Source organism: Microbacterium sp. gxy059, from assembly GCF_050958665.1.
GTDB lineage: Bacteria > Actinomycetota > Actinomycetes > Actinomycetales > Microbacteriaceae > Microbacterium.
In genome coordinates, this window is the sequence record NZ_JAMXWT010000013.1 from 1 (window position 1) to 13,456 (window position 13,456).

The 13,456-nt window shown below is 72.5% G+C and carries 15 protein-coding genes; 9 read left to right on the top strand and 6 right to left on the bottom strand.

Annotation, left to right across the window (positions count from 1 at the left end; all coding sequences use genetic code 11):
- The 3 genes from NHL53_RS09015 to NHL53_RS09025 all read right to left on the bottom strand — a co-directional run.
- On the bottom strand, nucleotides 1-948 hold a 948-nt coding region (locus tag NHL53_RS09015), incomplete at its 3' end, for an epimerase (RefSeq protein ID WP_433776529.1).
- Nucleotides 949-1,136: 188 nt separating this feature from the next.
- Nucleotides 1,137-1,751 (bottom strand): LysR substrate-binding domain-containing protein, encoded by a 615-nt coding sequence (locus NHL53_RS09020; protein WP_433776530.1) that lies wholly within the window; start codon nucleotides 1,749-1,751, stop codon nucleotides 1,137-1,139.
- 282 nt (nucleotides 1,752-2,033) lie between these two features.
- On the bottom strand, nucleotides 2,034-2,441 hold the full coding sequence (locus NHL53_RS09025; RefSeq protein ID WP_433776531.1) for a transferase: 408 nt from the start codon (nucleotides 2,439-2,441) through the stop codon (nucleotides 2,034-2,036).
- Nucleotides 2,442-2,538: 97 nt separating this feature from the next.
- Between NHL53_RS09025 and NHL53_RS09030 the strand changes: the two genes are divergently transcribed.
- The gene (locus tag NHL53_RS09030; protein WP_433776532.1) at nucleotides 2,539-3,180 is read left to right on the top strand and encodes a YitT family protein; all 642 of its coding nucleotides are present in this window, start codon (nucleotides 2,539-2,541) and stop codon (nucleotides 3,178-3,180) included.
- Nucleotides 3,181-3,423: 243 nt separating this feature from the next.
- On the opposite strand, the gene NHL53_RS09035 is transcribed toward NHL53_RS09030, so the two are convergent.
- Nucleotides 3,424-3,738 (bottom strand): YciI family protein, encoded by a 315-nt coding sequence (locus tag NHL53_RS09035; RefSeq protein WP_433776533.1) that lies wholly within the window; start codon nucleotides 3,736-3,738, stop codon nucleotides 3,424-3,426.
- Nucleotides 3,735-4,283, bottom strand: a complete 549-nt coding sequence (locus NHL53_RS09040) for a dihydrofolate reductase family protein (protein WP_433776534.1) — start codon at nucleotides 4,281-4,283, stop codon at nucleotides 3,735-3,737. Before NHL53_RS09040 ends, NHL53_RS09035 begins: the two co-directional genes overlap by 4 nt.
- Nucleotides 4,284-4,395: 112 nt before the next feature.
- On the opposite strand from NHL53_RS09040, the gene NHL53_RS09045 reads away from it, so the two are divergent.
- From NHL53_RS09045 to NHL53_RS09065, 5 genes are all read left to right on the top strand, one after another.
- Nucleotides 4,396-4,890, top strand: coding sequence for a winged helix-turn-helix transcriptional regulator (locus NHL53_RS09045; protein WP_433776535.1), 495 nt, complete (start codon nucleotides 4,396-4,398; stop codon nucleotides 4,888-4,890).
- Nucleotides 4,891-5,080: 190 nt separating this feature from the next.
- Nucleotides 5,081-6,352 (top strand): winged helix-turn-helix domain-containing protein, encoded by a 1,272-nt coding sequence (locus NHL53_RS09050; RefSeq protein ID WP_433776536.1) that lies wholly within the window; start codon nucleotides 5,081-5,083, stop codon nucleotides 6,350-6,352.
- 8 nt (nucleotides 6,353-6,360) lie between these two features.
- The gene (locus NHL53_RS09055) at nucleotides 6,361-6,870 is read left to right on the top strand and encodes an N-acetyltransferase family protein (RefSeq protein ID WP_433776537.1); all 510 of its coding nucleotides are present in this window, start codon (nucleotides 6,361-6,363) and stop codon (nucleotides 6,868-6,870) included.
- The gene (locus NHL53_RS09060; RefSeq protein WP_433776538.1) at nucleotides 6,867-8,003 is read left to right on the top strand and encodes an AAA family ATPase; all 1,137 of its coding nucleotides are present in this window, start codon (nucleotides 6,867-6,869) and stop codon (nucleotides 8,001-8,003) included. Before NHL53_RS09055 ends, NHL53_RS09060 begins: the two co-directional genes overlap by 4 nt.
- Before the next feature lie 93 nt (nucleotides 8,004-8,096).
- Entirely contained in the window at nucleotides 8,097-8,987 is an 891-nt protein-coding gene (locus NHL53_RS09065; protein WP_433776539.1) for an oxidoreductase, read from the top strand.
- A gap of 24 nt (nucleotides 8,988-9,011) precedes the next feature.
- On the opposite strand, the gene NHL53_RS09070 is transcribed toward NHL53_RS09065, so the two are convergent.
- A complete protein-coding gene (locus NHL53_RS09070; protein WP_433776540.1) occupies nucleotides 9,012-10,064 on the bottom strand; it encodes a LacI family DNA-binding transcriptional regulator in 1,053 nt (350 codons plus the stop codon).
- A gap of 203 nt (nucleotides 10,065-10,267) precedes the next feature.
- Between NHL53_RS09070 and NHL53_RS09075 the strand changes: the two genes are divergently transcribed.
- Genes NHL53_RS09075 through NHL53_RS09085 form a run of 3 tightly spaced genes read left to right on the top strand, consistent with a single transcriptional unit; the run spans nucleotide 10,268 to nucleotide 13,447 of the window.
- Complete coding sequence (locus tag NHL53_RS09075; RefSeq protein ID WP_433776541.1) at nucleotides 10,268-11,569, top strand: ABC transporter substrate-binding protein; 1,302 nt, start codon at nucleotides 10,268-10,270, stop codon at nucleotides 11,567-11,569.
- A gap of 19 nt (nucleotides 11,570-11,588) precedes the next feature.
- A complete protein-coding gene (locus NHL53_RS09080; RefSeq protein ID WP_433776542.1) occupies nucleotides 11,589-12,539 on the top strand; it encodes a carbohydrate ABC transporter permease in 951 nt (316 codons plus the stop codon).
- A complete protein-coding gene (locus tag NHL53_RS09085; protein ID WP_433776543.1) occupies nucleotides 12,536-13,447 on the top strand; it encodes a carbohydrate ABC transporter permease in 912 nt (303 codons plus the stop codon). Before NHL53_RS09080 ends, NHL53_RS09085 begins: the two co-directional genes overlap by 4 nt.
- The last annotated feature ends 9 nt before the right edge of the window (nucleotides 13,448-13,456 follow it).

Here is a 13,456-nt window from a genome sequence, read left to right on the forward strand (position 1 = left end):
CGCCTGCTCGAGGTCGGGCTGCGAGAAGACGAACCCGGCCTCGAGCAGCCGCTCCGGCAGCACCCACCTGCTCTTCAGCACGAGCTCCGGCTCGGTGCGCAGCGCCCACATCGCGGGTTCGAGCATGAACCGCCAGGCCGGGATGCCGATGGGCATCCCCACGACACGGCGCAGCGTCGCCATGAGCTCGCGGTTGTCCGAGGGGTGAGGCGAGGCGATGTTCACGGGGCCCGCGATGTCGTCGCGGTCGCGGAGGAACGCGATCGCGCGGATGAGATCGTCGATGTGCACCCAGCTGAACCGCTGACGCCCGTGCGTCGGATCGCCGCGCGTGATGCCGGGGCCAGACGGATCCGACCCGATGCCGCGGTAGCGCCGGTGGGCCGGCCACCAGCCGTCGATCTGCGGGCCGCCGAGGCCGAGGCGCGCGAGGCGGAACAGCAGGTTCGTCGCGGGGCCGTCGCCGAGCGCGATGGTGATGCGCAGGGCCACGCGGCGCGTGCCAGGCAGGTCTCCTGCGAACAGCTCGCGCTCCCACTCGCGGGCGACGTCGACGGAGAACCCCTCGCCGATCTCACCGGTGCTCTCGGTCTGCGAGCGGTCCATCGCGTAGCGGTAGATGGTCGCGGTGCTCGCGTTCATCCACACGGGCGGCGGGGCGTCGGCCCGCTCGATCGCCTGCCGCAGCGCGCGGGTCGTCTCGGTGCGGGAGCGCAGGATCTCGTCGCGGTTGCGGTCGGTGTAGCGGCAGTGCACGGGCTTGCCCGAGAGGCCCACGACGAGGTCGGCGCCGTCGACCGCGCGGACGAGGTCGCCCGGACGATCCCACCGGACGGGGCCGGAGCGTCCGATCGTGCGGATCTCGTATCCCTCCCGGGTGAGCTCGTCGGAGAGGGTCGTGCCCACGAACCCCGTCGCCCCCGCGATCACCGCCACCGGCTGCGCCATGTCGCCTCCTGTCGTCTGCCGCGAGCGTATCGCGCGACGGGGCGGGGCGACGCGCGGGCATCGTGATCGGGCGGGTGCCGCCTGCGGCATCGGCGACCCGGACCCGCGTGGATCGCCGATGCGCGGCGCCTGCCCGCGCGGCATCCACCGCGCGCGGCTCTCCGGCGGAACGAGCGCCGGCCGGCGCCTCAGCGCGAGGAGCGGGCGGTGCGGCCGCGGGTGATGCCGACGAGCGCCTGCACGTCCTCCGCGTCGCGATCGCGGCGCCACGCGAGCACGACCTGCGAGGTCGGCCCGCCGACGAGCGGCCGGTGATCCGCGTCGCGGCGATGGTGCAGGCGGGCGAGCGACATCGGCACGACGACGATGCCGATGCCCGACGCCGCGGTCGCGATGGCGTCCTCGGTCGTCGCGACGGGAGCGAACGCGGGCTCCTCGGTCGGTAGGTCGAGCGGGCCGAGCACGTCGTCTCGGGGGGTGATGAGCACCTCGCCCGCGAGATCGTCCGGCGCGAGCTCGTCGGCCGCGCACAGGTGCGACTCCGCGCTCGCGACGACCACGGGGATCTCCTCGTACAGGTCGACGACGTGCAGATCGTCGCCCGCGAGGGGGCGGCGGGCGATCGCCGCGTCCACCCGGCCCGAGCGGAGCGCCTCAGCCTGCTCGGCGACCTCGATCGGCACGAGCTCGATGCGCTGGTGCGGGCGCTGCTCGCGCCACCGCGACACCCACTTGCCGGGCATCGCCCCCGGGATCGCGCCGAGGCGGAACGTCGGCAGGGGCGCGGGCGCCGGATCCTTCATCGCGGGCTTCTTCGGCCGCGGCGGCCGCGGGGCGGGCTTCCGCGCGCGTCCGCCTGGTCGGGGTCTCCGCTGTGCCATGGAACCAGCGTAGGCGGCGCCGTCGCACCCGAGAGCGCACCGTGCTGCCGTGCGGATCCCGCCCGCGCGTCCGCCACGGCGTGCGTGCGAGCGGCGAGCGTGCGGATCCGGCGACGTCGGGGGCGAGCACGCGGATCCGCCGTCGTGCGGGCCGGGCATGCAGAAGGCCGCCGCCCCGCGAGGGGACGGCGGCCTTCAGAGCTCTCAGGCGGCGAGGCGGAAGCCGCGGCGGTCGGTGGCGACGCGCTCTCCGTCGGGGATCTTCTCATCGTCGCGGATGAGGGATCCTCCGGCGATCTGCGCCCCGCGGCCCACGTAGCTGCGGACGCCGATCTTGGCCTGCGCGCCCACCGCGGCCTCGGGGCCGATGTGCGCGCCGGCGTCGATCACGGCGCCCTGGCCGATGATCGCGCCCGGTTCGATCCATGCTCCGGAGGCGATGCGCGCTCCGTCGAGCACGCGCGCGTGCGGCTCGATGTACGCGCCGGCCTCGACCCGTGCGGTGGCTGCGACCTTCGCGCCGTGCGCGACGAGGCCCCGGCCGTTGGCGTGCTTGCGGTAGCGCAGGACGCCGCCCTGGTCGTCTTCGATGTCGACGTAGTTCTTACCCACAATGTCCTTCCGCTGGAGTTCGGTGTCTGGTCGGACGTGAGGTGAAACCGAGGTGTCTGCCCGGTTATTCCCCGGATGCGCTCCCTATCCTTGTTCTGTGATCGAAGCCCCCGCTGAGCGAACCCTTTCCTTTGACTGGGAAGAGACGCGCCACACCGTCGCCGAGGACGCGCTCGGTCTCCTGACCGGCACCTTCGTGGCCTCCCTCGGGCTGCATCTGCTGCACGCGGCGGGCGCCGTCACGGGCGGCACCGCGGGCCTCGCCCTCCTCGTGTCGCACGCGGCGCCGTCCGCGCCGTTCTGGCTGCTGTTCCTCCTCATCAACCTGCCGTTCGCGGTGCTCGCGGTCGTGAAGAAGGGCGTGCGGTTCGCGGTGCTGACGGCCGTGTCGATCGCCGCGGTGTCTGGCTGGTCGGTCGTGCACGAGCACCTGCTGTCGTTCGACCGCATCGACCCGCTCTACGCGGTGCTCGGCGGCAACCTCCTCGCGGGCGTCGGCCTCCTGATCCTCTTCCGGCACGGCGCGACCCTCGGCGGCGTGAACATCATCGCGATCCTCATCCAGGAGAAGACCGGGTTCCGCGCGGGGTGGACGCAGATGATCTTCGACGTGCTCATCGTGCTGGCGTCGTTCGCGCTCGCCGACTGGCGGATGACGCTGATGTCGGCGGCCGGCGCGGTCGTGCTCAACATCGTCATCGCGCTGAACCACCGGCCGGGCCGGTACATCGGGCACTGACGGATCGGGCCGGGCGCTGACGGATCGGGCCGGGAGCGGACGGATCGGGCCGGGCGATGCGGCTGGATCGCTCGCGAGTGGCGCAGCTTCTCGCGAGTGGCGCAGAGATCCGGCCTCGGATCTGCGCCGCTCGCGAAGGTCTGCGCCACTCGCGAGCCGTGCGGGGCGGGTGGGCGGGCGATCGTCACGAGCCGTGCGGGGGACGGAAGTCGGGGTTGGGGCGGGGAGGATCCGCGCCGCGGGTCACGACATGATCGGCCGCACCTCGACGACGCCGTAGTCGGCGGTCGGCATCGAGCGGGCGATCCGCTCGGCGTGCGCGTCGTCGGCCGCCCGGATCGCGTGCACGGCGAACAGGATCTCGTCGCCGGGGAGAGCGACGGGGCCGACGAGCGCGCGAGCGGTGTCGAGCGCGAAGGCCGCGGCGATGATCCCCTCGCCGCGCAGCCGTTCGTCGATCTCCGCCCAGCTCCGCATCTCGGCGTCGTGCTCGGGCGTGCCCTCCTGCGGCCCATCGCCCGGGCGGTATCGGTGGAGGAGCAGGTGCGTGGCGGTCATGAGGGATCCCTTCTGTCGAGGCGGTAGCGGAGCGAGACGACGTCTCCGCGACGCGAGATGTCGTCGAGCACGAGGTCGCGGCGGCCGGGCGCGGATCGCAGCCGCACGCCGTCGCCGAGCAGCACGGGTGCGACGTTCACGTGGATCTCGTCGACGAGATCCGCGGCGAGGCACTGACGCGCGACGTCGGCGCCGATGAGCAGCACGTCCTTGCCGCCCGCCGCTCGCAGCGCCTCGGCGATCACGGCGCGCACGTCTCCCGAGCGCACCGCGATGCCGTCGGAGAGGCCGCCCGGCGCCCGGTGCGTCAGGAGGAACTGCGGCCCGGACCACGCGCCGTCGAACACCTCGCGGGCGTCGCGGCTCCCGACCTCGAAGCTGCGGCGACCCGCGACGACGGCCCCGGTGCGCGCGGGCACGTCGGCGTCGTCGGGATCCGTCGGGTCGACGTAGTCGAACACCCAGTCCTGGTCGTCGCCCGGCCCGGCGATGTAGCCGTCGAGCGAGGCGGTCGTGTGCCAGAGCACGCGTCCGGTGTGTGGCATGGCGGCCTCCGTCCGTCATCCGATTGCGTTCTGCAACTGGTACGTCCGACGGTAGGGCAACCGGATGTAAACTGCAACCGGATATCGCGGATCCGTCGGAAGGGACTCGATCATGGCCGCATCGCTCCGGTCGGGATGCCCGATCAACCTCTCGGTCGAGGTGCTCGGCGACGCGTGGTCGCTGCTCGTGATCCGCGACGTGATGTTCGGCGGACGCCGCCACTTCCGCGAGCTCCTGACGCGCTCGGAGGAGGGGATCGCGTCGAACATCCTGGCCGACCGGCTGCGGAAGCTCGTCGCGAACGAGCTGCTGAGCACGGCCCCCGATCCGACCCACCGACAGCGGCGTCTCTACAGTCTGACGGAGCGGTCGATCCGGCTCGTCCCCGTGCTCGCGACGCTCGGCGCATGGGGATCCGACTTCCTCCCCGTCACGCCAGAGCTGAGCGTGCGCGCCCGGATCCTCGCCGACGGCGGGCCCGAGATGTGGGACTCGTTCATGGGCGAGCTGCGCGAGCAGCACCTGGGCGTGCCGCGCCCCGCGGGCGCCCCCTCGGTTGCGCAGGCGCTGGACGACGCCTATCGCGCGGAGGTCGGCAGGGTCTGACGGGCGGATCCGGGGCGCTCTGTCCGCGGAACGGGCCGGGCGGGACGATGCGGTGCGATCGCTCGCGAGTGGCGCAGCTTCTCGCGAGTGGCGCAGAAATCCGGCCTCAGATCTGCGCCGCTCGCGAAGGTCTGCGCCACTCGCGAGCCGTGCGGCATCGGATGTCGGAGGCCCTCGATAGCGTGGCCCCGTGGTGAGAACGAGACTGTCGCAGAGCGAGGCGCGCCGGGCGGCGCTGTCCGCGCAGGGCATGGGGCGCACGCGCGCCGGTGGGGGAGCGCGGGCGCTCGCCGCCGAGATCGGGCGCATGGGGGTGCTGCAGATCGACTCGGTCAACGTGTTCTCCCGGTCGCACTACATGCCCCTGTTCTCGCGGCTCGGCGCGTACGACACGGCGGCGCTCGACCGCCTCGTCATGCGACGCGGCACGCCCGCGCGCCCCGCGCGGTATGTCGAGTACCTCGCGCACGAGGCCACGTTCCTGCCGGCAGACGACTGGCCCCTGTGGGAGTTCCGGCGGCGGCGCATGCGCGAGCGCTACGGGGGTGAGGGCAGCTGGGCGGGCGACCCGCAGAACGCCCGGGTGCTCGAGGGGATCCGCGCCGAGCTGCGCGACCGCGGACCGCTGAAGCCGTCCGAGATCGAGTCGGTCGTGCGGCGCGGGGGTCGCGGGCCCTGGTGGGACTGGGATCACGCGAAGCGCGGCCTCGAGATGCTGTGGCGCTTCGGCGAGGTCGCCGTCGCGGGGCGCGACGGCTTCGAGCGCGTCTACGCCCTCGCCGAGCAGTCGCTGCCCGCCGAGGTGCTCGCCCGCTCGGTGCCGGAGGACGACGCGCTGCGCGAGCTCGTGCGCCGCGCCGCGCGGGCGCAGGGCGTCGCCACCGTGGCCGACATCGACGACTACTACCGCCTGCGCAGCCAGCGGCTCGTCCGCGAGATCGTCTCCGACCTCGAGGAGAGCGGCGAGCTGCTCCCCGTCGAGGTCGAGGGGTGGGAGAACGGCGCGGGGCGCCCGATCCCCGCGTGGATCCACCGCGACGCCCGCGTGCCGCGAAAGGTCGACGGCGTCTCGCTGCTCACGCCCTTCGACCCCGTGGTCTGGTTCCGCGACAGGGCGGAGCGGATGTTCGACTTCCGCTACCGCATCGAGATCTACGTGCCGATGCCCGAGCGCCGGTACGGCTACTACTCGCTGCCCGTGCGGGTCGACGAGGCGATCGCCGGGCGCATCGACCTCAAGGCCGACCGCGCCGCCTCGACCCTCCGCGTGCAGTCGGCGTGGTGGGAGCCCGGGAGGGCGTCGGGCGAGACGAGCGTCCGCATCGCCGACGAGCTGCGGCACGCGGCCGCCTGGCAGGGGCTCGAGCGCGTGACCGTCTCGCGCTGGGGCGACGCCGCCGACGATCTCGCCGCCGCGCTCGGCGCCGACCGACACGACCACCCGAGGGGAGAGGGCCGATGATGGCGCACGTGAGGATCCCGCCCGCGCGCGAGGTGCGCGAGCGCGCCGAGGAGCTGTGGGGCCTGCACGCCGAGGTGTTCGACGAGACCGCGCCCTTCGCGGTCTGGCGTGACGAGCAGCTGCTGCGCCACGCATCGCGCGACCGGTTCCGCCTCGCCGCGGCGTTCGACGGCGACCGGGTGATCGGGTTCGCCTACGGGTACTACGGCGCGTCGGGCCAGTACTACACCGACAGCGTGCGCGACGCGCTCGGGCCCGACGAGGCGAAGGCGTGGCTCGACGGGCAGTTCGAGTTCGTCGAGTTCGCGGTGCGCGCCGCCCATCGCCGCGGCGGCATCGGACGAGCGCTCTACGACGCCGTCATGGCGGGCGTCGACGGTCCCGCGCTGCTCAGCACGTCGACCGACCCCGACGACCCCGCCGTGCGGTTCTACACCCGCCGCGGCTGGCGCCGGATCGGCGCGCATCCGCGCGCGGACGGATCCCGCGAGATGCAGATCATGGGCAGGCGCCCGTGATCACGACGCTCGCCGTGCGCGGGTACCGCTCGCTCGTCGACCTCGTCGTGCCCCTCGGCCGGACGACGGTCGTGAGCGGAGCCAACGGGTCCGGCAAGAGCAGCCTCTACCGCGCGCTGCGCCTGCTCGCCGCGGCATCCCGCGGCCGCACCGTGAGGGCCGTCGCCGAGGAGGGCGGCCTCGGATCCGTGCTGTGGGCGGGCCCCGAGACGCCGCAGGGCCCGGGGGCCCAGGGCGGCGTGCGGTCGGGGCCCCTCTCGGTCTCGCTGGGCTTCGCCGCCGACGAGCTCGGCTACCTCGTCGACCTCGGCGCGCCGCAGATCGATCCCGCCTCGCTCTTCGTGCGAGACCCCGAGATCAAGCGCGAGCAGGTGTTCGCCGGTCCGTTCGCGAAGCCCGCCACGACCTTCGTCGACCGCGACCGTGCGAGCGCCCGCGTGCGCGACGGCGCCTGGCGCGCGGTCGACCAGCCCCTCGCGCCCCACGAGTCGATCCTCACCGACCTCGCCGACGTCGACGCGACCCTCGAGCTGCTCGCCCTGCGTCGGCAGCTCGCCGGGTGGCGCTTCTACGACCACATCCGCACCGACCGCGACGCCCCGTGCCGGCAGCCGCAGGTCGGCACCCGCACCCGGCGCCTCGCGCACGACGGATCCGACCTCGCCGCCGCCTGGGCCACGGCGAGCGAGGCCGGGCTCGCCGATCGGCTCGACCAGGAGGTCGCACGCGCCTTCCCCGGCTGCCGCGTGGAGATCTCCGGCGGCGACGCGTTCCGCCTGCGCATGCGCCAGCCGGGCCTGCTGCGCCCGCTCGACGCATCCGAGCTGTCCGACGGCACGCTCCGGTACCTGCTGCTCGTCGCGGCGCTCGTCCCGGCGGCGCCTGCGCCGTTCGTCGTCCTCAACGAGCCAGAGGCCAGCCTGCACCCCGACCTGCTCGCGCCCCTCGCGCGGCTGATCGCCCACGCATCCGAGGCGTCGCAGATCCTCGTCGTCACGCACGCCGACGCCCTCCGCACGGCCCTCGCCGACGCCGGCGCCGAGACGATCGCCCTCGAGTCCGCCGGGTGGGGCACGCGGGTCTCCGGACAGGATCCGCTCGACCAGCCCCCATGGCGCTGGCCGAAGCGCTGACGCGCCTCCCCGGCGGGAGGGGGAGCAGGATCCCGCCGTCGCGGACGCCGTAGGGTGACCTCGGGCGCCCCCGCCCGCGCGAAGGAGGACACCATGTCGACGACACCCCGGATCGCCCTCGTGGGGCCCGGCGCGATCGGCACGACGGTCGCAGCCGCACTGCACGAGGCCGGGCGCACCCCGCTGCTCTGCGGCCGCACGCCCCGTCCGCAGCTCGAGCTGCGCGCGGGCGACGAGCGCATCGTCGTGCCGGGGCCGGTGCAGGCGGATCCGGCGAGCGTCGACGGGCCCGTGGATCTCGTGCTGCTCGCCGTGAAGACCACCCAGATCGCGGACGCCGCCGCGTGGCTGCGGGCGCTGTGCGGGCCGGACACCGTGGTGTGCGCTCTGCAGAACGGCGTCGAGCAGCGCGCGCTCGTCGCGGAGCGCGCGCCGGGGACGCACGTCGTCCCGTCGATCGTGTGGTTTCCCGCCCAGACCGAGGGCGACGGATCCGTGCGCCTGCGCGGCGAGGCGCACCTCACGCTGCCGGACGAGCCCGCCTCGGAGATCGTCGCGGAGGCGCTGGCGGGCACCCGCTGCGCCGTCGAGGTATCGGCCGACTTCGTCTCGGAGGCGTGGCGGAAGCTGCTGCAGAACGCGGCCGCGGGGCTCCTCGCCCTCGCCGGCCGGCGCTTCGGGGTGTTCGCGCGCGACGACATCGCGGATCTCGGCCTCGCCTACCTGCGCGAGTGCCTGACGGTCGCCCGCGCGGAGGGCGCGACGCTCGGCGACGACGTCCCCGCGCAGATCGTCGAGGGCTTCCGGGCATACCCGCCCGACCTCGGCACGTCGATCCTCGCCGATCGCGAGGCCGGCCGCCCGCTGGAGTGGGGCATCCGCAACGGCGTCGTCCGGCGCCTCGGGCGCGTGCACGGGATCCCCACCCCGATCAGCGACGTCGTCGTGCCGCTGCTCGCCGCCGCGAGCGACGGGCCGGGGTGAGGGTTCGACGCGGGAACCCCGCTCTCACGCGCGCGGGCGGGCGGTGCTCCGGCGCACGATGAACTCGACGTCGGGGAGTGCGACGGCGGGGAGATCCCGATGCTCGACCATCGCGACGAGGGTCTCGGCCGCGGCGGCTCCCCACGCCACGACGTTCTGCTTCACGGTCGTCAGGGGCGGCGCGACGAACGGCGCGAGCGGGACGTCGTCGAAGCCGACGACCGAGAGATCCTCGGGAACCCGCAGGCCCCGGGAGGAGGCGGCGGCCATGCCGGCGATCGCCATGAGGTCGTTGGCGTAGACGATCGCGGTGGGGGGCTCGGGCAGGTCGAGCAGCTCGTGCGTCGCCCGCGCGCCGCCCTCGCCCGTGAAGTCGGCCGCGGCGACGGGGCCCGAGGGGAGCCCCAGTTCGGCGAGGGCGTCTTCCCACGCGTGCTGTCGGAGCGACGAGTGCACGTACGCACGGGGGCCGGCCACGTGCCCGATCCGCCGGTGTCCGAGCGATGAGAGGTGGAGGACGGCGCGCCGCACGCCGGCCCCGTCGTCCATCCCGACCGCCGTGGGATCCTCCACGGGAGGAGCGACGACGGCGGCCGACAGGCCGAGCTCGCTCAGCTGTGCGGGTCGGTCGTCTCCGACGCGCATGTCGGTGAGGAACACCCCGTCGACCCGGGATTCGCGTGCGAAGCGCTCGTACGCGGCGCGCTCGGCGGCGTCGTCGGCGACCACCTGCAGCAGCAGCGCGTACCCGCGGGAGGCGAGCTCCGTCTCGACGCCCGCGACGAACTGGGGGAAGAACGGATCCGTGCTGAGCAGCTCGGGCGCGCGTCGGATCACGAGCCCGATGGTCTGGCTGGTGCTCTGCGACAGGGCCCGCGCCCGTGCGCTCGGCTGCCAGCCGAGCTCCTCCGCGGCGCGGCGGATCCGCTCGCTCGACGCGGCGCTCACGCCCGGGCGGTTGTTGAAGACGAACGACACGGCGCTCTTCGAGACGCTGGCGCGCGCGGCGACGTCGCCGATCGTCGGACGCCGCCCGCTGCCTGCCGCGTCGCGTGGGGAGGAGCTCTTCGCCGTCATGGTCTCAGGATAGCGCAGATTTAGTATCAGTTTAGTAGCGACTGATCGCGACAAGCGGCGTCCGAAGCCAGGTTTCGGCACCCGGTTGACATCGATGAACTGAACCGGTTTAAATGAGGTGTGCCGACGACGCCACTCGCGAGAGAGCTCGTTCGGCGCTCTCATCACCGTGAGCAGAGCTGCTCGAGAAGGAGTTGGACACCATGAGGCGTCACACACAGATCGCATCGATCGCCGCGCTGGGCCTGTTCGTCCTGCCGCTGGCGTCCTGCGGATCCGAGGGCGGCGGAAGCGAGGGCGATGCGCTCTCGAGCGGCCCGATCGAGATCTGGTACTCGACGAACGAACAGGAGATCGCCTGGGGCGAGCAGGTGGTCGAGGCGTGGAACGCCGACCACCCCGACGAAGAGGTCACCGCGCAGGCCATCCCGGCGGGCAGCTCGTCGGAGGACGTGATCGCGGCGTCGATCACCGCCGGCAACACCCCCTGCCTCGTCTTCAACACGGCCCCCGCGGCCGTTCCCGCCTTCCAGAAGCAGGGTGGCCTCGTCAACCTGTCGCAGACGTTCGACGACGCCGAGCAGGTCATCGCAGACCGCTCGGGCGCCGCCGCAGACGGCTTCCGCAGCACGGACGGCGACCTCTACCAGATGCCGTGGAAGACCAACCCGTTCATGCTGTACTACAACAAGGACGTCTTCGCGGAGGCCGGCCTCGACGCAGAGGACCCGCAGCTCGAGACCTATGACGACGTGCTCGCCGCGGCCGAGATCATCGTCGACTCGGGCGCCGCCGACTACGCGCTCTATCCGCCGGCGACGGCCGACTACACGAACATCAACTTCGACTTCTATCCGTTCTTCCTCGCCAACTCCGGCGGCACGCAGATCATCGAGGACGATGCCGCGACCTTCACCAGCGAGGAGGGCCTCGAGACGCTCGAGTTCTGGCAGACCCTCTATGCGGAGGGCTACTCCTCGGCGGAGGCGTACAGCGGCGACATGTGGGCCGGCCCGTTCGCAGACGGGGTCTCGGCGATGGGCGTCGCCGGCCCCTGGGGCAAGGCGCAGTTCGACGAGAAGGTCGACTTCGGCGTGGTGCCCCTCCCGACGGCCGACGGGACTCCCGCCGACGAGACCGCGACGTTCGCCGACTCCAAGAACATCGGCCTGTACAGCTCCTGCGCCAACCAGCAGACGGCGTGGGACTTCCTGAAGTTCTCGACGAACGACGAGAACGACCTCGCCCTGCTCGAGCTCACCGGACAGTTCCCGACGCGCGACGACGCGGCCGACCTCGCCGCCGACTTCCTCGCCGAGGAGCCCTTCTTCGAGCCCTTCTCGACCGCCGTCCCGCTCGCCGTGGACGTCCCGGCCGTCGACGGGCTCGCCGAGAAGATGCAGGTGTTCCGCGACACGTGGAGCGAGAACGTCCAGTCGGGATCCGGTGACCTGGAGTCGGCGTTCGGCGCGGCCGCCACGACCATCGACGGCATCTCGGGCTGACGTTCGGGACGCAGACGAGATGAGCACCCTCGCCAGAGCGGATCGCCCCGCGCGGGGAGGCGACACCGCCTCCCCGCGTCGCGGGCGCCGACTGCAGCGGTTCTTCGGCGAGAACCCGATCGGCCTGCTGCTGAGCAGCCCGTATGTCGCCTTCGTCGCGGTCGTCTTCCTCGTTCCGTTCGGCTTCGGGATCTGGATGTCGTTCCACGACTTCTTCTTCACCGCGCCGGGCGTCGCCGCGGAGCACCCGTTCGTGGGGTTCGAGAACTTCGCCGCGGTCCTCGCCGATCCGCAGGTGCGCCAGGCGTTCGGGAACCTCGGGCTGTTCCTCGTCATCAACGTGCCGCTGACGGTCGTCCTCGCCCTCGTCTTCGCGATGGGGCTCGACGCGGTCGTGCACTGGAAGGGCTTCTTCCGCGTCTCGTACTACATCCCGTACGTGACGGCGTCCGTCGCGACGCTCACCGTGTGGATCTTCATGTTCAACGGGCCGGGCGTCGTGAACCAGCTCCTCGGATCCCTCGCCCCCGATCCCACCTGGCTCGCGAACCAGGGGCTGATCATGCCCCTCATCGCGGTGTACGTCACATGGAAGAACCTCGGGTTCTTCATCCTGCTCTACCTCGCCGCGCTCCAGAACGTTCCGACGGAGCTGCACGAGGCGGCCGAGATGGACGGGGCCGGAGCCTGGCAGCGCCTCCGCGCCGTCACCCTCCCCGCCGTGCGCCCGGTCACGTCGCTCGTGGTGCTGCTCTCGATCATCACGACCGGCCAGATCTTCACCGAGCCGTACCTGCTCACGGGCGGAGGTCCGAACGGCGCGTCCATGACGCCCGCTCTGCTCGTCTACCAGAAGGGGATCCAGCAGGGCCAGCCCGACATCGCCGCGGCGATCGGCATGATCCTCGTGGTCGTCGTCATGGTCGTCTCGCTCGTGTCCCGGCGCCTGACGGAAGGGAAGAACGCATGAGCGAGACCACCGCGCTCGTCCAGCCGAGCGAGAAGGCGAGGAGGAAGACGGGAGCCAGGACGCGCGCCCGCCGCGGATCCCGCGTGCTGCGCGCCCTGCGGTTCGCGCTGCTGAGCGTCGGCGCGTTCCTCTCGCTCGTCCCCTTCTACTACATGGTCATCGGGGCGCTGCAGAAGGAGCGCGACACGAGCTTCCTGGGGCTGCTGCCGCTGCCGGGGAACCTCACCCTCGACAACCTCATCGGCGTCAACGACTCGCTGAACCTGCTGCAGGCGCTCACGAGCTCGCTCATCATGACGGCCGGCGTCCTGGGCTGCACGCTCGTGTTCGGACTGCTCGTCGGCTATGCGCTGTCGGTGCTGCGGTTCCGCGGGCAGGGGCTGGTGTTCGCGCTCGTCCTGCTCGTGCAGGCGATCCCGTTCCAGCTGCTCATGGTGCCGCTGTACGTCATGGTCGTGCGGTACTTCGGCCTCGCCGACAGCTACGTCGGCATGATCCTGCCGTTCGCCGTCAACTCGGTCGCGGTCCTGATCTTCCGCCAGTACTTCCTGCAGATCCCCCGCGACGTCTTCGACGCCGCTCGCATCGACGGGGCGAGCGAGTTCCGGATCCTCCGTTCGATCGCCGTCCCGCTCGTGCGCCCGGCGATCCTCACGGCGATGCTCGTGACGTTCATCGGCCCGTGGAACGAGTTCCTGTGGCCGTTCCTCGTGACGAAGGATGCCGCGAAGCAGCCGCTCGCCGTCGCCCTGGCGAACTTCTCCCAGGCCAACTCGACCTTCCAGGACAACCCGATGGGCGCGGTCCTCGCCGGCGCGTGCGTGCTCGCGATCCCCGCCGTCATCCTGTTCCTGCTGTTCCAGCGACACTTCACCTCCGCCAACCTCGGGTCCGCCATCAAGGGCTGACCCGCACGC

Coding starts and splice junctions, on each gene's coding strand:
- NHL53_RS09020 (WP_433776530.1), bottom strand. CDS start 1,751: ATGAAGGATCCGGCGCCCGCGCCCCTGCCGACGTTCCGCCTCGGCGCG.
- NHL53_RS09035 (WP_433776533.1), bottom strand. CDS start 3,738: ATGACCGCCACGCACCTGCTCCTCCACCGATACCGCCCGGGCGATGGG.
- NHL53_RS09040 (WP_433776534.1), bottom strand. CDS start 4,283: ATGCCACACACCGGACGCGTGCTCTGGCACACGACCGCCTCGCTCGAC.
- NHL53_RS09045 (WP_433776535.1), top strand. CDS start 4,396: ATGGCCGCATCGCTCCGGTCGGGATGCCCGATCAACCTCTCGGTCGAG.
- NHL53_RS09065 (WP_433776539.1), top strand. CDS start 8,097: ATGTCGACGACACCCCGGATCGCCCTCGTGGGGCCCGGCGCGATCGGC.
- NHL53_RS09070 (WP_433776540.1), bottom strand. CDS start 10,064: ATGACGGCGAAGAGCTCCTCCCCACGCGACGCGGCAGGCAGCGGGCGG.
- NHL53_RS09075 (WP_433776541.1), top strand. CDS start 10,268: ATGAGGCGTCACACACAGATCGCATCGATCGCCGCGCTGGGCCTGTTC.
- NHL53_RS09080 (WP_433776542.1), top strand. CDS start 11,589: ATGAGCACCCTCGCCAGAGCGGATCGCCCCGCGCGGGGAGGCGACACC.
- NHL53_RS09085 (WP_433776543.1), top strand. CDS start 12,536: ATGAGCGAGACCACCGCGCTCGTCCAGCCGAGCGAGAAGGCGAGGAGG.